The sequence below is a fragment of the Salinivirga sp. genome (assembly GCF_055145285.1).
In genome coordinates, this window is sequence record NZ_JBSRDC010000020.1 from 20,057 (window position 1) to 45,682 (window position 25,626).

A 25,626-nucleotide genomic window follows, 5' to 3' on the forward strand; every position below is an offset into this window, starting at 1 on the left:
TATATTTTATTTTTGGGCAGGTTCGGTTATTTTTGTGTAAAAGTTGAACAATTGGAGCGAATAATTATTTGTGTCACCAATGATTTGAGTGCAGACCAGCGTGTGCATAAAACTGCGCTTACGCTCAAAAACCGCCTTGGTAAAGATGTTTGGGTCGTTGGACGGAAACGGAAAAACAGCCCTGAAATAACCAGACCATACAGAATTAGGCGTTTTAGGTTGGCAGTAAATAAAGGACCGCTTTTTTATGCGCTTTATAACTTCAGGCTGCTGCTTTTTTTGCTGAATCACCGGTATACTGAAATCTTGAGTAACGACCTCGATACACTTCCGGCAGCCCGTGTAGCAGCAGGTTTAAAACGTGTAAAGCTATTTTACGATAGTCATGAACTTTTTACCGAGGTGCCTGAATTAATAAACCGGCCCCGGGTACAAAATATCTGGAGCTGGCTGGAGTGGAAGTGCATTAAGCGGGTTGACAGGTTTTATACGGTGTGTGAACCTATTGCTGAAATCTATGCTCAAAAATATGGTAAGCAAGTCGATGTTATAAGGAACGTACCTTTTCACCGGGAAAAACAATTGTTGGAAAAGTTTGAAAAACCCACGCTCATTTACCAGGGAGTATTGAATGTGGGGCGTGGCATTGATTTAATGATTGAGACCATGGCGCATTTGCCGCAATTTCAATTAATAATTTGCGGCAGGGGTGATGTGGAATCGGAATTGAAGGCCAGGGCAAAAAATCGGGAGAATGTGGTTTTTAAAGGCCATGTCGACTTTGAGTTGATGCAAAGCCTCACTCCAAAGGCGCATATTGGGCTGTCGTGGGAAGAAAATATGGGCCTGAATTATTATTATGCCCAGCCCAATAAAATTTTTGATTATATACAGGCCAGAATCCCTGTTTTGGTAGCAGATTTGCCCGCAATGAATAACCTTGTAACGCAATATGGAGTAGGAGAGGTTTTAAATGAAAGAACACCGGAAAAAATTGCCGAACAAATTGTAAAAATTTTCGATAATCGGCATACCTTTGATGCTGCACTTGAAAAGGCTGCCGGTGAGCTAAACTGGAACAAAGAAGAGCAGAAACTGATAGATATCTTTAAATAATATGTTGACAATATACACCCACAAGAAAAGTAACCGGTTATTATATACCCTTGATTTTATTTTCAAGGAAAGATTTGGTATCAATTTTAAAGTCGTGACCGATGCAAAGGAGTTCAGAGCGGAGTTAGGTCCTAAGCTTAACTATTCCATGGAGGATTTTAAAGACAATTCGCTCAATATATTTCCTGTTTTATTACTTTTCCAGGAGGATGTTACAGAGCACCAGGTAATAGTGAAGGAATGGGATGGTGTAAAGGTTTTTTACAATGTCAGCAAAGGTGATTTCCCGTTCGATGTTTTTGCGGCCACTTTCTATATGATATCCCGTTACGAAGAATATCTGTATGCAAAAAGAGACCGATACGGTCGATATGACCCGAGGAACAGCATTGCATGGAAGAGCGAGTTTCTTTATGAGCCGGTTGTCAATATTTGGCTTAACAGACTTGGCGCATTATTGAAAGAACGCTTCCCTGATTTACCATTAAAAGAGGCCAAATATAGATTTACCCCTTCAATAGATGTGGATAATGCCTGGGCCTATTTACACAAGGGATTCTTGCGCACAGCAGGTGGTTTGGCGATGAATATGGTAAGAGAGCGGTTTCATAATTATGGACACCGGTTGAAGGTTTTAACAGGTGCAGAACCCGATCCTTACGACACCTATGACGAAATAAACAGAATACACGCAAAATATAACCTTAAGCCATATGTGTTTTTTCTACTGGGAAATTATGGCGGATATGATAGGGCGCTTTCCTACAAAAACAGGTACTATAGGCAACTCATTCATGATTATTCAGAAACTGCGAATGTGGGTATTCACGCCTCATTTGCTTCATCTCAAAACCCAAGACATTTAGCAGAAGAGGTTGAAGAAATGGATGAAATTACAGATAAGGAAGTGAAGTGTAACCGTTTTCATTATATTAAATTTAAAATGCCTGATTCCTACGAGCAACTCATTAAGCAAGGTATTAAGAAGGATTTTTCTATGGGCTATCCTTCAAGGCCGGGTTTTAGAGCCGGATATGCCGGATCTTTTAAGTTTTTTAATCTTAAAGCCAATCAACCCACAAACCTGCGCATTTATCCGTTTCAGCTGATGGATGCCACATTAAACTTTTATTCAAAGCATAATCCTAATGAGGCATACAATAAATGCACAGAAATTATTGATAAAGTCAAAGATGTGGGCGGTGAGCTTATAACCGTGTGGCACAATGAATCCTTAAGTGACATAAGTCCATGGAAAGGCTGGGATACAATATACGAACGTGTAGTGGATTATGCTGTGCCAAAGGATTAACCGGTTTTAAGAGAACAAATTGAGTAAGCAGCTGAATATATCTTATGTCGTTAACGAAAAAATTGATTTTCGTAAATGGGATTCCTGTATCAATAAGTCTGCAAATGGCACTTTATACGCCTACTCCTGGTTTCTCGACAGTACCTGTGACGGTTGGGATGCGCTTATATCGGACCATTATGAAGCTGTAATGCCATTACCGTTGAATAAACGAAACGGTAAGCTGCGCCTATCGGTGCTTTCACTTATTACGCAACTCGGAGTATTTTCTACTAAACCCGTCAGCAAAGCGGTTTTAAATGAGTTTCTGAATAAAATTCCAGGCAAGTACAAGCGATGGGAAATGCCGCTCAATGTGCTTAACTCCAGAGATATAGATGGGTTTTACCACTACGATGCTTATGTGTATAGTAAGGACCTGATATATGCGGCTGCGGTACAAGAAAAGATGGCAAATGCCTCATTATTAACGAGTAGAGGAGATGATATGACTGTCTCACGGGGTGTTCAGCTTGCGGTAATTATTAACTTTGTACTGCGGATGTATGGCCGCAAAATAAAGCAAACAGAGATACTGGCTTTGCGCCGTTTGTTATCATTTAGTTCCCGTTTTGGTTTTGGTAATGCATATGGTGTTTATTCTTCTACAAATAATATTATTGGGCTCACGTATGCCATAAGGTTCCACCACAGAGTTTATATGCTTTTTAGCTTAGCCGATAACACGGTTGATAGGAAGAAAGTTTTCCAGGTTATTCTTAATCGCTTCTATAAAGATTTCGAAAAACAGGATTTGGTATTAGAATGCAGTGCGCGTGGTGACGAAGAATTAATTGAAGTTTTAAATGCCAATGGTTTTTCCAGTACCCCTTATGCTGTAGTAAAAAAGAGGAGAAAAATTTTAGGGTTGTGGTAAAAAAAAACCGCCTGCATACACAGACGGTTTTATTTTTGGCTAAATCGGTTTATTCCTTAATCGTCATTTCTTTTATCAAATTATCTGCTTCGGCATATTTATCAACAATAAACAATACGTAGCGGATATCCAGCATAATATTACGACAAATTTCAGGTTTGTAGGTAATATCGCTCATAACACCTTCCCAGGCACGGTCGAAGTTTATACCTATTAATCTACCATGGGCATCGAGTACCGGGCTGCCCGAGTTTCCGCCGGTTGTATGATTTGTACCTATGAAACATACGGGAACTTCGCCGTCGCTATTGGTATATTTACCGTAGTCTTTTTGGTTGTAAAGTTTTTTGAGCTTATCCGGCACACGGTAATCATATACTTCCGGGTTGTCTTTTTCTATTATGCCTTTTAAGGTTGTTTGGTACTCGTATTCAACCGCATCGCGTGGCTCGTATCCGTCTACCTTACCAAATGCTATACGGAAAGTAGAATTGGCATCAGGCCAGAAAACTTTGTCAGCTTGCATTTTTCGCAATCCCTCAACATACTTGCGGTCAAGGATGTCCAGTGTATCTGATATAGCTGCATATTCGGGTTGTATGTTTTTACGATAAAATATAGCCACCTGTTCGTATAACTGATAAGCAGGATCAGACTCGATTTTTTCGTAATCTTCTATTTTAAAGTCTTTTAATAAGTCCTCTACATTTTTTTTGCTGGCAAATATTGACGTTTCAAATAAATCTTGTGCATAAGCTTCAAAATCACCATTATGTTTATCATGAATTTCCTGCATGATAGGAGGTCTGAATTCTTCAGGTACTCCATTGTAATAAATTTTTAAAACTTTTCCGGCTATTTCTTTGTCGATAGGCAAATAATAATCTTTAAAATGGCTTTCAAGTCCATTTTTGAGGCGTTCAACAGTATTTTCCACGCCGGTAGTGTCTTTTTCATCTTTGGCCTGATCTACAAGTCTTGAGAATTGTCCGGCATAGTCTGTTAGTTCAATGGCCATACTCGATTCTATAGCATAATAGAATCCTTCCTGAAGCGGGGTGAGTCTGTCATAGAATTTTTCGTATTTTTCTATTACGCCCTGATAAGCAGCATGGTTATTTGCCCATGATTTAAATTCGGTTTCAAGTTTTTGTTTGTTTTCGATGGTATTAAAGCGCTCAAGTCCTTGAATCTCACCAATCCATTTTTTCCATCCGTTAGAAATACCCGCATATTTAGAAGCATATTGAATGCGTACAGCTTTGTCTTGTTCCATGTATTTGTTCATTACATCTAAACGTGTTTCACGTAAATTAATTCGCAATGGGTATATATGATTCTTTTTAAGTTCTACAGCGTAAGAGGGAATATGTTGTTGAGTTGTTCCCGGGTAACCCAGAACCATGGTAAAATCACCTTTATTGATACCTTCGGTAGAAATTTCGAAATGTTTTACCGGTTTGTAAGGTTCATTATCTTTTGTGTATTCGGAAGGCAGGTTATCTTTTCCTGCATAAATTCTGAACATTGAAAAATCGCCTGTATGGCGCGGCCAGGACCAGTTATCTGTATCGCCGCCAAATTTACCAATGGCTGAAGGTGGTGTGCCTACTAATCTAACGTCCTTAAAAATTTCGTATACTGACATGTAGTATTCATTACCTGCAAAAAACTGTTTGATATTTGCGCGGTAGTGCGTTTCTTCTTCAGCCTTTTTTATAATTGCTTCCTGGTTGTCCCTTATTTTCATTTCACGCTCTTCCTCTGTCATGTTTTCTGTAACTCCTTCTAAAACCTGATCAGTTACATCTTCCATTCTTTTGAGAAATGATGCGGTTATCCATGGGTTGGCCAGTTCTTCATCTTTTTTATAGGCCCAGAAGCCATCTGTAAGGTAGTCGTGCTCTACAGTGCTGTGGCGTTGAATAGCCCTGTAGCCACAATGATGGTTTGTGAGGATGAGTCCTTCGTCAGAAATAAGTTCTGCAGTACAAAAATGGCGAAAAGGCCGGCCATTATATCCCAAACCTACTACTGCATCTTTTAAGGATGCCTGGTTTATATCATAAATGTCTTCAGCAGTGAGTTTGAAGCCGGCTTTCTGCATTTGCTCGAATGAGTACTTTTCGAGCAAAACAGGCACCCACATTCCTTCATGTGCCCTTAAAAGGGGCAATGCAATTAGAATTGCCGCAATAAATAGTATTAATCGTCTTTTGATCATAATGCTATGTTTTAATGTTATATAATTTCTAATAATTTTCGGTACAGCAAATGCACAGGGAGTCCCATCACATTGTAATAGCTGCCTTCTATGTGTTTTACAGCTACCATTCCGAACCATTCCTGTATGCCATAGGCCCCGGCTTTGTCATAAGGTTGCTCTTGTTCAATATATTGTTCAATAAGCTCATTAGTCAATTTTTCAAAAGTAACCTTCGTGTTACCATGGAATAAATGACAGGTATGTTCATTGCGCAGGCAAACACCTGTTATTACGTGATGGCTTTTACCTGAAAGCGCATTCAGCATTTCAAATGCATCTTTTTTATTTGTTGGCTTGCCGAGTATGTGTTCATTTAGGGCCACTATGGTATCTGCGGTAATAATAATCTGGTTTTTTTTGGGTGCTGGGAAAGCCATGGCTTTTTTTTGAGCCACATATTCGGCTATTTCAGCCGGGGTTAGGTTATCAGGAAATGATTCATCGATTTTTTTCTGTTGTACAGAAAATGATAATCCCAATTGCCTTAATAATTCCTGCCTTCTCGGGGAACCTGAGGCCAGTATGATATCTTTATTTTTGTTTATATTTTCGATCATACAATCTGAAGTACATTGTATCTGACAATTAAAGCATAAAGCAAGCCTGTAAACATAATTATTTTCATCAATTGGCTTAAACGATGGAAGTGGCGTTTTTTATGAGCAAAATGTACCCAGTACATGTGTAGCGTTAGGGGTAATAGAATTAATAATGATATATAAATCCATGAAAACCAATCGTAAACCACTCTCGATGCTACATAAATTATAGCTATCATTGTAGCTATGGTTAAAACTTGTACAACCCATTTAGTATTTTTTAGACCCAACACAATGGGAACTGATTTTCTTCCATAACGCATATCACCGCGAATATCTTCAAAATCTTTCACGATTTCCCGAATCAGGTTGGTCATAAATGCGAAAAAAGAAAATGCAATAACCCATAGGGCAATTATATAAAAGTTTTGCTGCAAGGCTCCATTTCCAAAGAGCACCATACCCTCATTGGCCTGATATGTATATTCAAATAATAGCACCTGGAAAGGTACCATTGCTGTTAAAAGCGATACAATGATGTTTCCGACAAGAAACATTCTTTTATAGGTGGTAGAATAGAACCAGAAGATGCCGCTTACAAATGCATATACAAAAGCCACCCACCACAGGTGCACCTGCCATGCCAGCCATAATCCTATCAATACAGCCAGCGAATTAAAGATTATGTGCCAGGTAATAACTCCGATACGACTCATTTTTTGGCCCACAACTACTTTTCCCGGTTTATTGATCAGGTCAATTTTTCGGTCGAAATAGTCATTAATAATATACCCACCAGATCCCAGAAACATGGTAGCCAATACCATGAGCCAGAAATCGCGTAAAGGCATTGCTGTGCTCATACCGCTGACATGAAGCATGGGTTCCATTACTGCGAATCGTATTGCAGCCATCACCAATGGTATAATTATTAGGTTGGGCCATCTGATAAGTCGTAAAAATGCCTGCATAGGGTGTATGTTTAAATTTTTATTCTATTCATATATCAAAGCCATTATTCAACAACCCAGTTTCCCTGCGCTCTGAGTACTTGCTCTATTACATCACGTACGCAACCTTCACCTCCATTTTTGTCCGAAATATAGTCAGAAATTTGTTTTATTTCCGAATCAGCATCTGCCGGACAGGTTGGAATGCCTGCCAGTTTCATCACGTTGTAATCTGGTAGGTCGTCTCCCATGTAAAGCACTGTTGCGGGGTCAATTTTATGCTTTGCCATGAAGTTTTTTAAGTCTTCCACTTTATTTTGCGAAGGGAGATATACATCCTTAACGCCAAGTCTGTTAAATCGCCAGCGAACAGGCTCATCTTCGCCACCGGTAATGATGCCTATCAGGTAACCTTTTTCAACCGCATATTTTACAGCAAAACCATCACGAATATTCATCTGGCGCGCTTGTTCTCCTCCGGGTAATAAATAAAGTGTGCCGTTTGTGAAAACTCCATCCACATCAAAAACAAATACTTTAATATTGCCGAGTTGTTCTTTAAAATTTTTCTTCATCAAATTTGTTAAGTTTAGCGGGTTAAAGATAATAAATCATCAAAGCATTTGTGATCAACCGTACCGTTTTTTAATCCATTCTGAGAGCTGTATATATTTTTGTGCGAGGTCATCGTTAAGCTGGTTGGTATGTTTGGCAAGGGTTACCTGATCGTTTCTTATGGCCGGGCCGGTTTGAACAGTTTCCGGGTCATTGGAAAGTGCCTTGTCTGCCGTTTCTTTTATCAGTGGTCTTAAAATATCGAACGGTAAATTATAACGCTCCATAATATCTTTACCAAATGTGTACATAAGATTTGTAAAATTACATACAAATACGGCTGCCGTATGTATTTGTAAACGTTCTTCACTATTGACCTGTAAGACCATTTCCGAAATATGGTTGGCGATACCTGTCAATTGTTTGGCAACAAATTCACTGTTGGCTTCAATACAAACGGGTACGTTTTTAAAATCAACTCTTCGTTGTGCCGAAAATGTTTGTAATGGATATAATACTCCTGCATGCATATGGTATTGGCCAATGAGTTCTATGGGCTGGCTGCCGGCAGTATGCACCAGAATCTGATTTTCGTTTTTTGGTAAGGTTTTAATTACTTGTTCCAGGGCACTGTCTGAGATAGCTATTATTATAATTTGGCTTTTTAAATCTGTAATTTTTGTGGCCGGGCGCAGGTTGAACTTGCGGGCAAAATGTTGGGCGTGTTCAGGGTTTTTCGAATATACAAGTTCTATGCTATAACCTGCATCGAGCAGGGCGGGCACAAGAGAATGGGCGACATTACCTGTGCCTATAACAGATATAGATTGCGTTTGATGCATATGTTATTCATTAATATAAATATCACCAAAGAGTGTGGTTGATTTTACAATTACTTTATTTAATAATTTTATTTCACCTCCAAAAGTTGAGCGAACCTTTGCCTCTTTGGTAGGTGTAGCAGCAATAAATCCTCCGGTTCTTGCAATAAGTTTAGCGCTCTCCAGCTGCAAACTGTCTGTTCGTATTATACCTCCCGAATGTGCTTTGGCTTCGAGATAATCTATTTTGCCGGCCAGTTCAATAAAAGCACCTGAGGTGCATTTGGCTGCTGCTGTTTTAATAAACATTTTGGCGTCCAGTTCAGCTCCTGAGGTTGCTTTTAGGGTTACGCTATCGTTAAAAATGGGTTTTCTGATGTCAGTTTCGGCGCCTCTCGACATGGTCAGGCTTGTGAATTTGGGCAGATAGGCATCAATCACTACTTTGCCTCCTTCAATGTCTAATGGTTCAACCCTTATGAGCAGTTCTTCATTGGTATACTTTGTATATATATCTTTCAGCGGTACTTTCTTGCTCTCAATAACTACCTCAACATCATCTGAAAGATGAAAATTAATCTTCATCTTTCCATCAACAATTACTTTTGAGGGGGCATTAAATCTTCTCGTTTCTTGTAATTTTTGAGCTGTTGCCGGGTAACTCACGAGCAAAATAAATATGATTGATAAATACTTCATGGTGTGATTTTATTTTTATTGTTGTTTGAATTTAATCTGGCTTAAAAAGTAGCAACGTTTTTGTAAAGGATTTAATCTTTAAATTTCAAGTAAAAGTAATAATAATGTTAAAAATAATACGCAACTATTTTTTTGTAAATGGTCATTTCAATATGTTTTATACAGCATCACAAAAAGCTTACTATGCCTTGCGCAATTCCTATTTTTGTGTAATTTAGCCGTTTGTTAAAATATATAACTATGACACGTTTATTACCTGTTTTGTTTGCTTTACTCGTTTTGTTTATGGGTTGTTCAGATGAATTTGATTTGCTGAATGATGAGGTAGATATTGCCGATGGATACCAAAAAACTATTGTAGCATATGCCAACATATCTCCTTCTAATGAATATCATTATGTGAGAGTAAATCGTGGTTTCTCAGCAGAAAACTTTTATGTGGGTGCAAATAATCAGGATAGCATTCAGTTTGCTGCAGCCGAAGTTGATGTTAGAATTTATCGAATCCGGAATAATGATACCGTAAAGACCTATGCTTGCCGTGATACATTACTGGAAAAACCAGTGGGCGAGTACTTCAATACAGAAAATGTAATACTATATTATTTTCGTGAACCAAATTTGTTGGGTAATTATACATCAGGGAATATTAAACTGGGTTTAGAAGTAAAGGAAGGTAATAATGTTGTAACTTCTCAGACAACTCCGATTAAAGATTTTAATTTTAATTACCCACCCAACTTTAGCACCTTCGATATTTCTTATGAAGAAGAACAATTTAAGGTTGAAATCAATAAACCGGCAAACAGTCAGGCATACAAAGTAATTGGTATTGGGCGTTACAGAGAGATAACTGATATTGCGGGTGATTTAGATACTGTATTAAGAGCATTTACCTTCACTATTGGTGATTCATATGAGACGCAAGCATCAAGTGGTGGTATAAAAGCATTTTATCAGTCATCCGGCGTGTTTTACGATGCCATTGAACGCGATGTGCTTTTAAATGGAGATACAACCAATACTGTTAAAAGGAAATTTGTTGATGTTGCCTATCATGCTACTGCAGGTAACAGCGATGTTGCATTGGCCCAATTGACCGGCAATGCATATACAGGCTTTACAGACAATGAAACAACCGTTAGTAATATGGATAATGGCCTGGGGTTGTTTTCGTCTTATAATGAATCTCAAACACGTTATTATAAATTATCAACCCCAACAGTTGATTCCATTCTTACCCTGTATGAATATAAATATAAATTTACGAGGTAATTATTCTTGACAGGGAAAAAAAAGCATGCAAATTAAATTTTTACTTTTATAATTGAAGTATATTGATTAATTTACAACGCAAAAGCTTTAAGAAGAATTAGCTTATTTTATGAGCTTTTATTTTCGTTTTTTTTTAATAAAGATTAAATTTGGAAATCGAATAAAGCTGTATTTATAATAAAATATATATTCATGGATCCATTAATTATTGAACCTACAGACGAATCGCCAGAAGTAATACTTGATAAAGAGAACGGACGTTTTGAATTTGGTGGAAAGTCTTTGCCGGAGGATGTTAAAGAGTTTTACACCCCCATTTTGATATGGCTCGAAAACTATGTGAAAGATCCTAAAGATGAAACACATGTGAAATTTAAATTCGAATATTTTAATTCTGCATCTGCAAAGCAAATATTAGATATACTAACATTTTTTGAGCGTATCAAAGAAGATGGCGGCATTGTTAAGGTCGACTGGTATTATATGGAAGATGATGAGGATATGGAGGAAGCAGGAGATTCATATGGTGCTTTGGTAGAACTTCCAATTAATTTAATTGCTTATTAGTCATAAAATAGTTTTACCGTTGAGGTTTACTTTAATTCTTTTTTTACTGCTGTTTTTAAATTCTTTATCGGCCCAAATAAGGAATCCTTTCAATGAGGAAATACTTCCGTTTGGGCAAAATACCGAACTCATACAGGAATCGGGTAGCTTTAATCATTACCAGGTAAATTATGGTTTTGTAAAACATACAAAAAGCAAATATGCCCTACCATTTCTGACCTTTTGTCCCGACACTTCTAATTCATGGATTGTGGTATTAAATGGAGGTCCCGGACGGTCAAATATCAGATTTTCATTTGATATTGACAGCCTGTTAAAACAGTATAATATTTTATTGCCAGGTTACAGGGGCATTGATGATCGGGCCCTTGAAAATATCAAAGATGAAAACGACCCCGCAATAAAGGAATTTATTGCAGAACATATGGCTAAATATTCTACGCACAATATTGCAGACGATATAGCACTTATTGCTGAAAAACTTCGTTTATCGCCGCTGACGATAGTTGCTCATAGTTATGGAACGTTAGTGGCCGGTGAGTTGTACAGACATCACCCAGAATTGGTTGATTCTATTCTGGCCTTTTCTCCTGTTGACCCCAATCGGCCTATGCCAAACCCCGAGAAAATTGATTATTTTATTAGTTCTGTTTTTGATGGTGATGAGCATCGAATAATGGCTTTTAAGGATACTTTAGAAAGTTGGTTCGCCAGCAAGCATTCAGAAAAGTTGGCTATGGGATTGGTTTCTGCTATGTATGTTAAAGAGGATTTTAGCAGATTGCTTAGCAATGTTTTAAATGGAACTGAAACCCGCGAAGATGTTATTGAAAAAAGCACCAACTACCTCAAAAAAGCGTATTTGATTGATTTTGCGCTTAAAATTAATTCGATAAAGGCCCCTGATGATATCCCAAACACGGTGTATAGTTTTATTACCAACGCTTTTTATAAAAAAATAAGTCGGTATTTAATCACAAAAAATACAAAAACAAATCTCCAAAACTTTTTTTACAGCGCTCCTGCAAGTATTTTTGTGCCTAAATATGAATTTTTTTATACCCAACCCCTACTGAAAGAGAAAACGGTATATTGCGAATGTGGCCATGCAGATTTATGGGAGCAAGCACCGGAATTTATTTTGGGCAAAACCTCAAAACAGTAAATTGTCTATCCTTCAGTGACTTATTAAGTTAGCTGTGGCGCATATCATGTAACAGTGGTGCTGGAATATTAAAAAAAATCAATACCTTTGAAATGTAAAGGAATAGTTAATATTCCAAATAAAAGAAAATTCACTGTTATATGAAGCCTTTAACCATTACAGCAACGAAACATTCACCTGAAATTTTTCTCGATGCGGAAGAAGGTATCATACGTTTTACAGGCAAGTCGCGGCCTGAAGATGCCACGCTTTTTTATACCCCGGTTATTAAGTGGATTAAAGCATATGTAAGTAATCCACAGCCCGTTACAACTGTAGTTTTTGACCTTGATTATTTTAATTCATCATCTGCCAAAATGCTCAAAACCTTTTTCGCTGATTTCAAACGAATTCAGGACAGCGGCAAGGAAGTCATCATTGAGTGGCATTACCAGGAAGAAGATGAGGATATGCAGGATGTGGGAGAGGAGTTGGCTTCATTATATGAACTGACTTTTTCATTTATACCCTATAACCCCTGATTGTAAGCTTTTATAATGCACCAATCCCGCGCTACTTACTAATCACAATTGCTTCTACACGGCGGTTTTTAGCTCGCTCTTCTTCTGTATTACCGGCAGAAACGGGTTGTGAATTTCCGGCACTACTGAATTTTATATTTTTAATGCCTTGTTTCATTAAATAACTGGTTACGGTGCGCGCCCGCTCTTCGGCAACTTTTATGTTTTCGATGGCTTCAATATCATCGCAATGGCCTACTATTTCGAGTTCAATTCCGGGGTTATCTTTTAAGATGCCTGCCAGACGGTCGAGTTCGGCCATTGATTCTGGTGTTAGCTGGTCACTGTCTGGCTCAAATGTAATGGCCTGCAGGTTAACTTTTGAACCTACTGTGATATAATCGAGCATGATTTCACGCTTCATGTTCTGGAAAGTAGTAATTTGCCCTGAAGGCAGGTTCTCTGCATAGAACCAGTAACCGTCTGAGGTGACTACAAGCTTGTAGTTCTCGCCGGCAAGGAACGACACGTAGAATTTACCTGATTTACTATCGGTATTGGCTTCAGTAACAACTGCACCGGTTTCATTATCTATAATTTTCACTTCGGCCTTAATGGGTTTAAATGTGGCAGCATCTTTCACCGAACCACCGAGGTTGGTACGCCTTATTACCCGTACATTGCGATCCTGCTCTGCAAAATCAAGATTGTTGTTAAAGTTTATTCTTCTGCGTTTTTCGTTCAAAATAAAGTTTATTTCAAACTGCTTATAACCATTAAGTTCTACAGTAAAGTCGTTTTGTGCCAGGTTAAAATGTTCATAAAAAATATTGTTCATATGAATTTTGTACTTGTCCACATTGGGCACATACAGTATGAAGTCTCCATTTTTATCTGTTAGGGTAGAGTAAACATTACCTTTACTATCGGTGGCGGTAATTTTAACATTGGCTGGCGAGATATTACCCAGATTCGATAATTTTGACCTGTTGAGGATAACAGAACCAAATATTTTATTGTTCTCTTTATAAGGTATGTAAATGGTTTTATCGTCGTCCATGATAAACTTTTGCTGGCTTTTATCGCTTGTAAAGTTACCCTGCATTTTCCCCAGTGATACGTAATTTACCGTGTAGAAACCTCCCGGAATATTATTATATTTGACCAATCCCTTTATATCTGATAGTAGCTCTGTAGCGTAAAACCCTCCTTCATTCACATTGCCAATTTGTTGCATTGAGTCATTCACAGTGTGATCGACATTGATTTTGGCAAGTACATTTTCAATACCGGGTTCATCTTTACTTTTTGTACCATCGCCATTAAGGTCCTTAAAAAATACCATTCTTAAGTCATGGTATTGTACCCTGGGTTGGTCAAACCCAAATTTTTTCTGTACCCGGAATTCAAAATAGCTGTTACTAAATGTGTATTTTTCTTCTACTACTGCATCATAAGATGATTGGTAACCTATTGTATTTATTAATTGTAGCCGCCAACCTTTGCCAGGATAGCCTGAAACAATCGTATTAATATTGTATCTCGTGCTTTTTGACGCCAGGTCAAAGTTCATTGTTGACCGATTGGTGATTTTTATGTAGTCCTCGTAAACAAAAAGGTCTATTTGTGGGAGTATACGAACCAATCTGTTGTCGACGTTAAAATAGATGTTTTCAAAATGCTGATTTAAGGTATAGGGCCCTTCGTAATAGCTGGCATAAATACTCCAGATTCTGCCCCGTAAATTCACCCCAAGTTCAAAGCTGGGATAATGATGTTTTTTATTGAGAATTGGGTTACTCATCGCAAATCTATCCACTGAAGTATAAGTATACCCTGCTGCCCCTTTTAGGTTTGCGGTTACGGATGTATTTTGACCTCTGATTCTGACACCTACAGTTAGATATGATGTAGGTACAGATAGTTCACTGTTTTGGTCAAAATTAAAAAAGTTATTTGACCATTTAATTTCCTGACGTGGTCCTCCGTATAACGTAAAATTTGGATTCAGTGTATAATTCAGTTGTACAAGTGAATAAAGCGAATTAAAATATAGATCTTCTCGCAGTTTATATCCATCATATACAGGTGGATTATTTTTGAATAAATTGGCTGTTGCTGATAATCGTAATCTTTTGCTTATTTCATAATTTGCCTGGTTGTATGTTTTCAGTCTGCCTGCAAAATAACCTTTGTAATGCCTGTCTCCGTATTGAAAAGTGCTTCTGAAATTAAGCTTTTTAGAATTATAATTAAGGTTTGCCTGGGAACCATAACCCATAACAGATCGGTTTCCAAAATCTGTAAAATAAGTTTCACTAATTCCACCCCGGATATAGAATCGGAGGTTGTCGAAAAAAGGGACGAAAAAACCAAAAACGCCTAAATAATTATCCTGGCTTAAATCGCTATTTTGAGCATAGATACCCCCTGCTTCGACATATGATTCCCCGATAGGTTTTAATTTTAACAAGGCTCCTACTTTATCGGCTTTATTATACAGGTTTCTTGTGGCTGTTAGACTTATTTCCTGCTTTTTTATATTGATATGAGCGGAAGCTCCACGACCAAAAAGCGATTGATCGATACTTTCATTTATATCACCCAGTTTTAACAATAAATTTTTGTAATTATATCTTACCCGTATTCTGGAATATTTCCAGGGCTCTTCCGAAAAGCGTTTTCCCATAGTTTGAAATCTGTAGAAGATACTTCCTGCCTTACGCGTCAGAAAACTTCCTCTTACATCAGCATTATAAATGGGGTCATAGTTCGAGAAAATATTAAGGGCGGATAATTCAACGATAAGTAATCTGTTGCGATCCGGGATGTAATTTTCATATTCCTGGTTTATTTTTTTTATCCATAAGGCATTTTCAAAAGCCGTATCTCTTGTGTATGTTTTTACATGCACCCGGTAATTTTTTCGATCGCCGTAAGTTTGTTCCCCTTGACTGAGATAACTAACATCAAAGTTTAGTGTTGTGTCCGCATTTGGTGTTAGTAAGAATTCTGTTTTAAAGGTTTGATTAGCTCCATTGGGCATTTTTATGCCTTTATCATAATTAAATTCAAGATAGACTACTTCATCTACATTTCCCTGGTTAATGCAATTAAATTCCATTTGTGCCTTGTTGGTGGCATTATTAAAATAAAGGGTTCTTTGTGCAGGTCTGAACTTAATTTTATTGTTTTTTGGGATATTGACGAAGCTGTATTTGTTTTTAAATGATTTTCCGTTATTGTCCGTTAATGTAGCAACAACTGCGTATCCAATTTCACCTTTTGCACTTGGCGAAATGCCTGCTCTTATTGGTATTAAGATAGAGTCATTCGGACGGAGCGTTATTGTTTGTCTTTGTTCCACCATTAAACTCCATCCTCTTGGTAAAGTCAGGTGTGCATTAAATTGTAACCTTCTGTCTGTAGGGTTTTTTATTTTTAAAACATTAAAGAAAGATTCTTCAGCACTCGTTTCAATTTTGTCGCGCAGAAATTCTAATTGGATATCACTGTAGGGGTCGTCCAAAAAAGAAAATTGGCCGAGTGCCATAAAGGGCAACAGCCAAAAAAAAAGCGCTATGAAACGTTTAGCATTCAATTTAATCTTTGGTTTTTAACGTAAATATAAGTTCCACAATAAACCGTTCATTGGACACAATATTTATTGGGTTAGTTTTACCAATATCATAACTAATCAGTACATCGGCCACATAAGCTACCTTATCAGTGCCTGTGGCTATTTCTGTATCCATAGAGCTTAAAGTATAGGTACTGGTAACACCTTCATGAAAAACCCTCAGCTCAAGTGTGTTCAATGGTAAGGTTTCTCCTGAATCAACCGACTCAATACTCGCGCTCATTGCCCTTACATTGAGTTCCCAACCCGGTCCTGCCGGGTTAGCTATTCCTCCTGATACCGTGTCGTTATACTCAACCTGAAGGGTGGTGTAATCATCTAAAGACATCCCATTTTCATAATCTTCAATGTGATTAACAAAGAACTCAACATAATTACCGGTTTTAACAATAACTCTTGAAGTTACATTGTTTTGAGCAACGGAATTAAGGGCAAAAAAAATTAGAAAAAGATTAAAAAGATAAGTTTTCAAACTATTCAATTTATTATTGAAAAAAGCAATGCAGTGAAACTGCATTGCTTTTTAAAACATTATTGTGGTACCAATACTAGAAATACATTAGTAGTATAACGGTCAGGTGCTAATGATTGCTGCAATAGCGATTGGCCATTCATCCCTGTACCACCTGTTCCCATTTCCCATTGAATTTGGAAGGCGTTTTGGGTAATATCCCCTGCACCAAAAGTTGCAATGCTATTTACAACTGGCACAGCAGAGTTGGTAAGCGCTGCAACAGCTCCGGGTAAGTTCCACTGTGTTCCGTCACCTCCAGTTCCTGTACTTACTACATTATATCCAATATTATCTAAGGGCATTGTATTATTAACGTCATCTGTACCCAGTAGCGTGCCATCTTCAGCATATAAGTTAACATCAAAATCAACGGATGAGGCCACTGTGAAATCAGTTTGGTATCTTGGTCCTGTAGCGATTCCATTTTGGTATTGGTCAATGGTATTAACTGTCCACTCAATGTTACCACCGGAAGTAACATTTAATCTTAAAATGGAGTTCAGGTTTACTGCAACCGGAATAATGGCATTGTCAACCACCGGTTGTGCGATTGTTGCTATGCCCAGCAACAGTCCGACAAAAAGTACACTTAGTTTTTTCATATTAATTTAATTTAGGGTTATTATTTACCTTTTTTCTGTGCCAATATATAAATTTTAAAGGCTTTCACTATATTCTTTAACTTTTCATTCACAATTTTGTTACGAGAATTTGACAAAGAACCATTTTATGTGGATGAACATTAATATTAATTTCGTTCAATTTGAAAATGACTGAAATATTTGTATGTTATTCGTTTACAATATACATAGTGTTTATATTAAGTTGTTTGATGGATTACATGCACCCAAAATAAATATCTCATTCTAACAAATTTTCTAATACCCAATAATTAAACACAGATGAATGTTAATGCTTTTAATATTAATGCTTTAATAGCCTTACCCCTTCGTGTCATGTTGTTTTATGTTAAGCAAATCAGGTGTTAATTTGAATCCCATAACAAGCATGTCATCAATTTGGGCATATCTTTCACCCATCCAGGTATCAATGGTCAGTTCCAGTATTTCCTGCTGTTCTTCCATGGGGCGTTTATGGATTTCAAGTAACAAAGCCCTGAACTTTTTGGCCATATATTTTCGGCCTTTTGGACCTCCGAATTGATCAACAAAACCATCAGAGAAAATATAACAATAGGTGTCCTTGTCAATATCGATTTCCTTAAGCGTAAATTTAGGATCTTTCACCAAAGTACCGCCAATGGGAATTTTATCGGCCTGTAGCTGATGCACCTCATTATCCTGAATATATACGAGCGGATTTTTGGCTCCGGCAAAAGTCAGTTTTTTGTTTTCTATATCTATCTGGCAAAATGAAAGGTCCATTCCGTCTTTATTCTCAGTCACTTCCTGTTTAAGGGCTACCTGCACACCTTGATGCAACTGCTCCAGAATAAGATCCGGACGGCTAATGCCCTTATCTGTAATATCGTCCAACAAATTATACCCAATCATCGACATAAAAGCGCCCGGTACACCATGCCCGGTACAATCAACGGCTGAGATAAGAAAATAATCGTCTTTTTGTAGTGGTGAAAACTCTTCCCTGCGAGAGATGTTAAATATTTTTTGAATGTCGAATTTTTTCTGCGCTTTTCTGAACCAGTAAAAGTCACCACTCACGATGTCGCGGGGTTTGAAGAATATAAAGGAATCAGGTATATATTTATTCAATTCTTTTCTTTCAGGCAGCATAGCGGTCTGTATGCTTTGCGCGTAATTGATACTCTTGGTGATTTGTTTATTCTGTTTTTGAATTTTTGTCAATGCAGCTGATAATTCATCACTTTTCTCTGCAATTTCGCGGTTTCGGTCTTCAAGAATGCGGTTGGCTTTTTTCTTGTCTCTAAACCGTATAAATAAGGATATGGCTGCCAGAATGGCTAAAATAAGCACCACACCGGTACCATATATAATGATTTTTTGGTTGCGTTCAACAGCTTCCTGCTGCTTAATACGTGCCTCTGCCTCTCTTTGCTCAGCCCTTTGTCTTTTTAAGGTTTGTGCTTTAATGATGCTGTCCTTTTTTAACAGGTCTATCTGCGCTTGTCGTTGTTTACTTAATCGTTCTGCAAATTTTAATGAATCCTGCGTAGACTCCAGTCTGGTTTGCCGCAGCTCCAGTTCCAATTGCTGGGCTCTTTTTTCAGCTTTTTGCCTTTGTATTTCAGCCATACTCTCCACTTTTTCCTCTTCAAATTCAGCGCGCATGGTCTGGGCTTGTGCAAATTGTTGAATTCTATTGTATTTATTCCGGTATTCAGAAGCTTTATCGGGCTGATTCATGTTACGAAAATTATCTGCAAACAGACCATAACAAGCAAGTAATAATTGGTTGTTTCCGATCTGCTCGGCAATCTGAAAAGCTTCTTCTAACTTTTGATTGGATTCGTCAAATCTGCCCATGGCCGATAGAATATAGGCCAGGTCAATCAACCCTGAAGCTATTTCTTCCTGTTTGCCTATTTCTCTTGCCACTTCCAGGCTTTTTTTGAAATACTCCTCGGATAATTCAATTTCCTGCAAGTCTGTGTACAAAACACCAATGTTCGTATAAACGCTTCTCAGGTTTTTGAGGTTTTCTGTTTTTTGATAGATTACAGCCGATTGTGAGAAATAATCAATGGCATCTCTGAAATAATCATGTTTCCAATAAATAAAAGCTACCTTGGTGTAATTGGTGGCGGCTACCTGGGAATTTCCCTGGTTCATGGCCGTTTCGGCAATTTCAAGAAATTTGTTGATTTTGCTATGGTCATCTGGGCTAATTTGCGATATTTGCTGACTGTATGCCGAACTATACAACCATAGGAGAATTGTCAACAGAAAAAATTTGTATATTGCACATCCAGATATTTTCATTATTTTTCGCTCGAATTTGAAATGACCATTAATTAACAAAACTAAACAAAAATATGAAAGTTAAGATTCTAAGCATAATATTTTTTTTAATAACAATAATGCAAGCGTTTGCCCAGGATTTTGAAGTGTCGCCTGTACAACTTTATTTTAGTGCCAATCCAGGGGAATCTCAAACGAAAACTGTTACAATCAAAAATCATAGTGCTCAAAAAACATCATATATATTAAGTGCTGGCGATTTTGTGGTGTCTTCTGATGGTGATAAGCAATTTAAACCTGCCAATTCTACAAAACACTCGATTGCCAACTGGATGAGTATCAGCCCTTCATTTTTTGATCTGGAACCCAATGCCGAACGGCAGGTGAGTGTTTCAGTGCAACCACCTACGGATGATGACGGATCGAGATGGGGACTTATTTATGTGCGTACTGCAAAAGAACAAACCGCTTTTGAAGCTGGTGAAGAGTTAGCTGCAGGTCTAAACCTAAGTCCAAGAATTGCCATTCAGGTTTACCAGACAGCCAAATCCAATAAGAATCTCAAAGCTAAAATCGGTCAGTTAAGAGAAATTTCTTCGGAAGATTCTACTGAGCGCTGGTTTTCTGCCATTGTCACAAACCTGAGTGATATTATTATTCCTTGTAAGGTGTTTTTAATAGCCTCGAATATGCAAACAGCCAAAGAACACCAATATGAACCCGTACAGTTTACTGCATATCCCAAAAACACCCAAAAGATTATTTTAAAGATGCCCATAGACCTTCCTAAGGGAACTTACGCTTTGGCTGCTGTACTGGATTATGGTAGTAATGTAAACCTGGAAGGAACTCAAATGGTGATTCAGGTCCCCAAATGATCTATTTTTATCGCATAGTACTTTGTTTCATATTTATACCTGTAATTAATGTCGCACAGGACAATACTTTTGTTGTAGTTAAGAACAATGGATATGAAAAATTTGAGGGGTACATCCAGGAAAATGATACCATAAAAATTGGATTTTATTATTTTTTTAAAGATTCAGCCACACTTTATCAATCGGGTTTTTACGAAAAAAATAAGATGCAGGGTGTCTGGATAATTTATTATCCTTCCGGTCGCATTAAAACAAAATACAATTACAGCGCTGGAGAAAGGAGTGGAGCGTTTACTCATTATTACCCCAATGGGGAGAAATATCTTACAGGCCATTATGCGGAGGATGAAATCAAGGGAAGAGCAACAGAATTTAGTCAATCCGGACAGCTGGCTTCAATAATGCACTATGAAAATGGCGAAAAGACAGGATACGATTCTCTTTTTTATCCCAATGGAAACCTGAATCAAGTACAGAAGTATGCTGCTGATAAAAAAGCTGGTCTTTATAAAAGTTTCCATGAAACCGGAGAGATTAATTATCAGGGTTATCGCAACGAAGCCGGTTATTATGATACGCTGTATACTTATTTTAAAAATGGAAATCTTGAGCGCGTCGCATATTACGAAAATGGAAAATTGAACGGTCTTTTGAAAAGTTATTACAATGACGGATCATTAAAACGGGTGGTACATTATAATAACAATAGCCGGGAAGGTGAGACCAAAATGTACTATCCGGACGGCCGGCTCGCAGAGCAGGGATTGTTTGCAAACGACAAAAGAGCAGGGCAGTGGTATTCGTATTTAATAAACGGCACTGTTTTCTCAACCGGTAAATATAAAAACAATGAATTTAACGGTGTGTGGAAAGTGTATCATCCCAACGGAAAAATCAAGCAACTTGGGGCCTATAAAGATGGTCAATCTCATGGCATTTGGAAAACATTCTATCCCACAGGGGAATTGCAAACTTGTGGTAGCTATTTAGATGGTGCCAGGAGTGGGCGTTGGACCTGGTTCAATCAGGCAGGTGAAATTATACAGAAAGTTGTGTTTATTAATGGCAGATTATTAAAAGCCCATGTGGAAAAAACATCTGCTGAATAAAGTTTAACCTGGTCGATATAAACCTGACTATTCAGGCTTGCATCGCATTTCTTTATCACCTTCCAATTCAAACAACCACCGCTTAAATGCCGGCGGACCAAATGAACCCACAACGTTGTTCGAAAATCCATAAGGCTCGGTGGGCATGCCTACCAGGTTGGTGTTGAGTTCCCCATCTCCATCAAGGTCGTGATAATACCGAAAAGCATATGTGCCCGATGCTAAACTGTCGATGGTTATGGTGCTTTGTTTGTCGTTTACTTCACCCACCACACGTTCTAATGTATTGCGGTCCTGATCTAGTAGTTCGAGCATAATTCGACCTTTGTTTTCCGGCAGGTTTTTAATCTTAATTGTCAATACATGCTGCCCCGGGAGCTGTAGGGCCATCATACTTAACAAACAGCTTAAAAGAAAAACTTTCAAAAGCACATTTTTCATGGAAGACATGTTTAATTGTAAAATTATTTTTAAAATATGTTTCGATATATTTTCAGAGATTGATTTATGTTTATGTAATATTTTTTGTTCAATCATAAACGAATAAACAAATCACAAAAGCCCTCAGTTATTTCTAAACGAAATATTTACAATAATGTTGGAACCAATCTTACATCGAATTAAGGCTATTTTTACCAAAGGCATGTAAATAGCTCTTTATGAATAGGTGAACTTTAATTAACATAACAGCTAAATGAAAATTGGCAATTGCCGATTTTCAATATATTTTTATCCCATGGAAAAACAAAAAACGGAAGCGCTGTATACGGAAAGATTTAAACATCACAATTCGCTGCGTAGAAAGTACAAGCGAACATACAATATCAATGCAACTGCCCGGTTATTGGTTTTTGTAGTTGCAATAGTGGGTTTTTATTTTGCCTTAAGCACCAATGTGTGGATAGTTACCTGCATTTTAGTGGCAACAATAATAGTCTTTTTGGTGCTTGTGCAATACAGCGCGCGCCTTGAGCGTATGGTGCGCTGGCATAAGGAGCTGGCGCTAATTAATGAGGAAAACCTGAATGCACTGAATGGCGATTTTTCAGAATTTGACACTGGCGAGGAGTTTAAAGATATGAGCCACTCGTTTAGTTATGATTTGGATGTGTTTGGTCAGGAAAGTTTTTTTGCCACCATCAATCAAACTACACGGCCGGGCGGTAAACGGATGCTGGCCGGCTGGTTTATGCAGCCCTTGCAGGCATGGGAAGCCATACGTAAACGGCAACAGGCATTGACTGAACTGGGTACAAAAACCGAATGGCGCCATCAGTTTATGGCACATGCACGCATCAACCGCATGGACGATGCTTCCGAAAATTTGTTTAACCGGCTGTCGGAATCGGAGATTGGTGCGCCAAAATGGCTCATACACGATTTTATTCGTTGGGGTGTGCCTGTTCTCACCATTCTAACAATAGTTTTATCTTCATTACAGTTCATTCCGGTCGGGTATCCAATTCTATTTGTTTTACTCCAGTGGGGGCTTGTGGGGTTAGCCATGAAATACACCAAAAAAGCCGATGCAGCGCTTGGACGAACAGAGAAAATTATGCTGGGACAAAAAGCTTTAATAAAGCTTATTGATATTGAACCCTGGGAAAGTGAGGCGCTGAAACAAATCAGCCAAAATTTGAACGAAGGAAAAGAGACCGCACTGCAATCAATCACTCGCCTGGCAGGAATTATTAAAAGTTTTGAGTACCGCAACAATTTTGTAGTAGCTATTATTGCCAATTCGCTTTTTTTGTGGGATATCCAATGTGTAAGTCGTTATTCAAGATGGCATACGGAAGTCAGTTTGCATATTAAAGATTGGATGCGTGCCCTCGACACTATGGATGCCATGATAAGCGGGGGTGCTTATTGGCAAAACAACCCGGGTTTTTGCAAACCGCTGGCAGATGCACAACAACAATTGCAGGCCAAAGAACTTGGCCATCCATTACTTTCTGAGGATAAAAGAGTGGTGAATGATTACGATTTTCCGCGGGGTACTTTTTTTCATATCATTACCGGGGCCAATATGGCGGGGAAAAGTACTTTTTTGCGAACCGTTACCCTCAATATGGTGATGGCTATGGCCGGCTTGCCCGTTTGTGCCAAAACTTTTAGGTTTACGCCTGTAGCTATTTTTACCAGCATGCGCACTACAGATTCCCTGTCGAAGGATGAGAGCTATTTTTATGCTGAGTTACGCCGGCTGCGCGAGGCATATGACCGTATCAGAAAAGGAGAGCGGCTGTTTTTGGTGTTGGACGAAATTCTGAAAGGTACCAACTCTGAAGACAAGCGCAAGGGTTCCATGGATTTTCTTACACAACTCAAAAGATACGATGTAGGCGGTATTGTAGCTACACATGATACCCAATTGGGGGCGTTAGCTGATCAATATCCTGAAACGTTTGAAAACTATTGCTTTGAGATCGAGATTACAGGGGAGGAGGTAAATTTCGACTACAAACTGCAGCCGGGTGTTACCCAAACCATGAATGCTCAACTGCTCATGAAACAGATGGGGTTGATCGAATGAAGTTATTTGATATTTGTATGAGTTGGGCCCGTAAGAAAACTTCATTAACTGCGCCGTGCCGTCGGCAAGCCTTTGTCGACCGATGGTTATGTGCATTTTACAAACAATCATGCGCCAGCCGGAGGACTCCCTGATTTTCAAAAACGGTAAGCCTCGGACTTATAAAAATTACACTCATACTTTTAGCTTTAAGAATGAACCCTGATTAGTTTGTTGAAGCAAAGATTCAGGGTGTCATGATAAATTGGCGCTGCTGAGTGGCAAGTATGGGGCAGGACCATTAATTTTCTGACTAAAAATTACAGATTAAGTAAAGAAACAGATACCCATTAAAGAAAACAATTCTATATTTGCGGATAATCTCATATGAGTGCAAAAAATAAAATATCCATTGTTGTCTCGGTCTATAATGAAGAAGATGTATTAGAGACATTTTACCTCCAGCTGGAAAAGGAACTGGAATTGCTGGCTAACGATGTGGATTATGAAATTATTTTTGTCAATGATGGGAGCTTAGATAATTCAAAGCAGATATTAGACAGGATTATTAAAAGCGGTGAAAAGGTCAAAAATATTAATCTATCGCGAAATTATGGCCATGAAGCAGCTATGCTGGCCGGTATAGATTTTGCCAAAGGCGATGCCGTAATATGTATGGATGCAGATTTGCAACATCCACCCAAATTGATACCTACTATTATAGAGGCTTTTAACGCAGGATATGAGGTGGTTATGATGGTCCGCATATCACGCCAGGATTCCGGGTTACTACGCCGAACCTTTAACCGTATTTTTTATTCCACTTTGAATCGTTTATCTGAAAATCAAATTGAACCCAATACAACCGATTTTTTCATGGTATCAAATCGTGTTGCTGATGTTCTGAGAACCCGTTATCGTAGTAATACAAGGTTTATAAGGGGAGTTGTACAGAATGTAGGTTTCCGCAAAAAACTTTTGCCGTTTCATGCGCCAGAAAGAGAACTTGGAGAAAGTAAGTATTCATTTATTAAATTGCTTCGGTTGGCATTTTCTGCATTTACTACGCAAACACTTGCTCCTCTAAAAGTAGGTGTGTTTATTGGGCTTATTTTTAGTGGATTGAGCTTTATTTTATTCATATATTCTGTTTTTATGTGGTTTTATGACCGACCCGTAGGCGGTTACACCACATTAATCACATTCTTGAGCTTTGGATTTGCTGTTTTATTTATTCTCATTGGAATTACAGGAGACTATATTGGCAAAATATTTAAAGAAACTAAAGACCCACCTATATATTTAATAGAAGATATACAGCAAAGTACAGACCATGGCGAGCAACCTAACACTCTGTAAGGATAAAACGAACAGCTTAAATACTGTTTT

22 protein-coding genes are annotated in these 25,626 nt (G+C 38.1%); 11 read left to right on the forward strand and 11 right to left on the reverse strand.

What is annotated here, in order from left to right; all coding sequences use genetic code 11:
- The first annotated feature begins 51 nt into the window (after positions 1-51).
- Genes ACTB0Y_RS03830 through ACTB0Y_RS03840 form a run of 3 tightly spaced genes read left to right on the forward strand, consistent with a single transcriptional unit; the run spans position 52 to position 3,344 of the window.
- Positions 52-1,116, forward strand: coding sequence for a glycosyltransferase (locus tag ACTB0Y_RS03830; RefSeq protein WP_463205473.1), 1,065 nt, complete (start codon positions 52-54; stop codon positions 1,114-1,116).
- Position 1,117: 1 nt separating this feature from the next.
- Positions 1,118-2,428, forward strand: a complete 1,311-nt coding sequence (locus tag ACTB0Y_RS03835) for a polysaccharide deacetylase family protein (protein WP_463205474.1) — start codon at positions 1,118-1,120, stop codon at positions 2,426-2,428.
- A gap of 19 nt (positions 2,429-2,447) precedes the next feature.
- On the forward strand, positions 2,448-3,344 hold the full coding sequence (locus ACTB0Y_RS03840) for a hypothetical protein (protein WP_463205475.1): 897 nt from the start codon (positions 2,448-2,450) through the stop codon (positions 3,342-3,344).
- Positions 3,345-3,393: 49 nt separating this feature from the next.
- Here ACTB0Y_RS03840 and ACTB0Y_RS03845 read toward each other — a convergent pair whose 3' ends face one another.
- Genes ACTB0Y_RS03845 through ACTB0Y_RS03870 form a run of 6 tightly spaced genes read right to left on the reverse strand, consistent with a single transcriptional unit; the run spans position 3,394 to position 9,174 of the window.
- Positions 3,394-5,568: a S46 family peptidase gene (locus ACTB0Y_RS03845; protein ID WP_463205476.1), complete on the reverse strand. Its 2,175-nt coding sequence runs from the start codon at positions 5,566-5,568 to the stop codon at positions 3,394-3,396.
- 17 nt (positions 5,569-5,585) lie between these two features.
- A complete protein-coding gene (locus tag ACTB0Y_RS03850) occupies positions 5,586-6,167 on the reverse strand; it encodes a Maf family protein (protein WP_463205477.1) in 582 nt (193 codons plus the stop codon).
- Positions 6,164-7,120 (reverse strand): geranylgeranylglycerol-phosphate geranylgeranyltransferase, encoded by a 957-nt coding sequence (locus tag ACTB0Y_RS03855; protein ID WP_463205478.1) that lies wholly within the window; start codon positions 7,118-7,120, stop codon positions 6,164-6,166. Before ACTB0Y_RS03855 ends, ACTB0Y_RS03850 begins: the two co-directional genes overlap by 4 nt.
- A 44-nt stretch (positions 7,121-7,164) precedes the next feature.
- Entirely contained in the window at positions 7,165-7,674 is a 510-nt protein-coding gene (locus tag ACTB0Y_RS03860; protein ID WP_463205479.1) for a KdsC family phosphatase, read from the reverse strand.
- 54 nt (positions 7,675-7,728) lie between these two features.
- Positions 7,729-8,496, reverse strand: a complete 768-nt coding sequence (locus tag ACTB0Y_RS03865) for a Rossmann-like and DUF2520 domain-containing protein (protein ID WP_463205480.1) — start codon at positions 8,494-8,496, stop codon at positions 7,729-7,731.
- Between the two features lie 3 nt (positions 8,497-8,499).
- The gene (locus tag ACTB0Y_RS03870) at positions 8,500-9,174 is read right to left on the reverse strand and encodes a GIN domain-containing protein (protein WP_463205482.1); all 675 of its coding nucleotides are present in this window, start codon (positions 9,172-9,174) and stop codon (positions 8,500-8,502) included.
- A 240-nt stretch (positions 9,175-9,414) separates the two neighbouring features.
- Here ACTB0Y_RS03870 and ACTB0Y_RS03875 point away from each other — a divergent pair, with 240 nt between their 5' ends.
- The 4 genes from ACTB0Y_RS03875 to ACTB0Y_RS03890 all read left to right on the forward strand — a co-directional run bounded on the left by ACTB0Y_RS03875 (position 9,415) and on the right by ACTB0Y_RS03890 (position 12,702).
- Positions 9,415-10,449 (forward strand): hypothetical protein, encoded by a 1,035-nt coding sequence (locus ACTB0Y_RS03875; RefSeq protein WP_463205483.1) that lies wholly within the window; start codon positions 9,415-9,417, stop codon positions 10,447-10,449.
- Positions 10,450-10,641: 192 nt separating this feature from the next.
- A complete protein-coding gene (locus tag ACTB0Y_RS03880) occupies positions 10,642-11,016 on the forward strand; it encodes a DUF1987 domain-containing protein (protein WP_463205484.1) in 375 nt (124 codons plus the stop codon).
- 19 nt (positions 11,017-11,035) lie between these two features.
- Positions 11,036-12,181, forward strand: coding sequence for an alpha/beta fold hydrolase (locus ACTB0Y_RS03885; RefSeq protein WP_463205485.1), 1,146 nt, complete (start codon positions 11,036-11,038; stop codon positions 12,179-12,181).
- 140 nt (positions 12,182-12,321) lie between these two features.
- A complete protein-coding gene (locus tag ACTB0Y_RS03890; RefSeq protein WP_463205486.1) occupies positions 12,322-12,702 on the forward strand; it encodes a DUF1987 domain-containing protein in 381 nt (126 codons plus the stop codon).
- Between the two features lie 31 nt (positions 12,703-12,733).
- Here ACTB0Y_RS03890 and ACTB0Y_RS03895 read toward each other — a convergent pair whose 3' ends face one another.
- The 4 genes from ACTB0Y_RS03895 to ACTB0Y_RS03910 form a co-directional block, all read right to left on the reverse strand.
- Entirely contained in the window at positions 12,734-16,282 is a 3,549-nt protein-coding gene (locus ACTB0Y_RS03895; protein WP_463205487.1) for an OmpA family protein, read from the reverse strand.
- Position 16,283: 1 nt separating this feature from the next.
- Complete coding sequence (locus tag ACTB0Y_RS03900) at positions 16,284-16,793, reverse strand: hypothetical protein (protein ID WP_463205488.1); 510 nt, start codon at positions 16,791-16,793, stop codon at positions 16,284-16,286.
- A gap of 59 nt (positions 16,794-16,852) precedes the next feature.
- Positions 16,853-17,437 (reverse strand): hypothetical protein, encoded by a 585-nt coding sequence (locus ACTB0Y_RS03905; RefSeq protein ID WP_463205489.1) that lies wholly within the window; start codon positions 17,435-17,437, stop codon positions 16,853-16,855.
- Between the two features lie 339 nt (positions 17,438-17,776).
- The gene (locus ACTB0Y_RS03910; RefSeq protein WP_463205490.1) at positions 17,777-19,717 is read right to left on the reverse strand and encodes a SpoIIE family protein phosphatase; all 1,941 of its coding nucleotides are present in this window, start codon (positions 19,715-19,717) and stop codon (positions 17,777-17,779) included.
- Between the two features lie 92 nt (positions 19,718-19,809).
- On the opposite strand from ACTB0Y_RS03910, the gene ACTB0Y_RS03915 reads away from it, so the two are divergent.
- Together ACTB0Y_RS03915 and ACTB0Y_RS03920 are read left to right on the forward strand one after the other, a co-directional pair.
- Entirely contained in the window at positions 19,810-20,613 is an 804-nt protein-coding gene (locus ACTB0Y_RS03915) for a COG1470 family protein (RefSeq protein WP_463205491.1), read from the forward strand.
- A complete protein-coding gene (locus ACTB0Y_RS03920; RefSeq protein WP_463205492.1) occupies positions 20,610-21,722 on the forward strand; it encodes a toxin-antitoxin system YwqK family antitoxin in 1,113 nt (370 codons plus the stop codon). The genes ACTB0Y_RS03915 and ACTB0Y_RS03920 overlap by 4 nt, the downstream gene beginning before the upstream one ends.
- A gap of 27 nt (positions 21,723-21,749) precedes the next feature.
- Here the strand turns inward: ACTB0Y_RS03920 and ACTB0Y_RS03925 are convergent, their stop codons facing one another.
- Positions 21,750-22,115, reverse strand: a complete 366-nt coding sequence (locus tag ACTB0Y_RS03925) for a DUF2141 domain-containing protein (RefSeq protein ID WP_463205493.1) — start codon at positions 22,113-22,115, stop codon at positions 21,750-21,752.
- 343 nt (positions 22,116-22,458) lie between these two features.
- Between ACTB0Y_RS03925 and ACTB0Y_RS03930 the strand changes: the two genes are divergently transcribed.
- Together ACTB0Y_RS03930 and ACTB0Y_RS03935 are read left to right on the forward strand one after the other, a co-directional pair.
- A complete protein-coding gene (locus tag ACTB0Y_RS03930) occupies positions 22,459-24,258 on the forward strand; it encodes a MutS-related protein (protein ID WP_463205494.1) in 1,800 nt (599 codons plus the stop codon).
- Between the two features lie 366 nt (positions 24,259-24,624).
- Entirely contained in the window at positions 24,625-25,596 is a 972-nt protein-coding gene (locus ACTB0Y_RS03935; protein ID WP_463205495.1) for a glycosyltransferase family 2 protein, read from the forward strand.
- The last annotated feature ends 30 nt before the right edge of the window (positions 25,597-25,626 follow it).

Coding starts and splice junctions, on each gene's coding strand:
- ACTB0Y_RS03835 (WP_463205474.1), top strand. CDS start 1,118: ATGTTGACAATATACACCCACAAGAAAAGTAACCGGTTATTATATACC.
- ACTB0Y_RS03845 (WP_463205476.1), bottom strand. CDS start 5,568: ATGATCAAAAGACGATTAATACTATTTATTGCGGCAATTCTAATTGCA.
- ACTB0Y_RS03850 (WP_463205477.1), bottom strand. CDS start 6,167: ATGATCGAAAATATAAACAAAAATAAAGATATCATACTGGCCTCAGGT.
- ACTB0Y_RS03855 (WP_463205478.1), bottom strand. CDS start 7,120: ATGCAGGCATTTTTACGACTTATCAGATGGCCCAACCTAATAATTATA.
- ACTB0Y_RS03860 (WP_463205479.1), bottom strand. CDS start 7,674: ATGAAGAAAAATTTTAAAGAACAACTCGGCAATATTAAAGTATTTGTT.
- ACTB0Y_RS03865 (WP_463205480.1), bottom strand. CDS start 8,496: ATGCATCAAACGCAATCTATATCTGTTATAGGCACAGGTAATGTCGCC.
- ACTB0Y_RS03870 (WP_463205482.1), bottom strand. CDS start 9,174: ATGAAGTATTTATCAATCATATTTATTTTGCTCGTGAGTTACCCGGCA.
- ACTB0Y_RS03875 (WP_463205483.1), top strand. CDS start 9,415: ATGACACGTTTATTACCTGTTTTGTTTGCTTTACTCGTTTTGTTTATG.
- ACTB0Y_RS03880 (WP_463205484.1), top strand. CDS start 10,642: ATGGATCCATTAATTATTGAACCTACAGACGAATCGCCAGAAGTAATA.
- ACTB0Y_RS03890 (WP_463205486.1), top strand. CDS start 12,322: ATGAAGCCTTTAACCATTACAGCAACGAAACATTCACCTGAAATTTTT.
- ACTB0Y_RS03905 (WP_463205489.1), bottom strand. CDS start 17,437: ATGAAAAAACTAAGTGTACTTTTTGTCGGACTGTTGCTGGGCATAGCA.
- ACTB0Y_RS03915 (WP_463205491.1), top strand. CDS start 19,810: ATGAAAGTTAAGATTCTAAGCATAATATTTTTTTTAATAACAATAATG.
- ACTB0Y_RS03920 (WP_463205492.1), top strand. CDS start 20,610: ATGATCTATTTTTATCGCATAGTACTTTGTTTCATATTTATACCTGTA.
- ACTB0Y_RS03925 (WP_463205493.1), bottom strand. CDS start 22,115: ATGATGGCCCTACAGCTCCCGGGGCAGCATGTATTGACAATTAAGATT.
- ACTB0Y_RS03930 (WP_463205494.1), top strand. CDS start 22,459: ATGGAAAAACAAAAAACGGAAGCGCTGTATACGGAAAGATTTAAACAT.
- ACTB0Y_RS03935 (WP_463205495.1), top strand. CDS start 24,625: ATGAGTGCAAAAAATAAAATATCCATTGTTGTCTCGGTCTATAATGAA.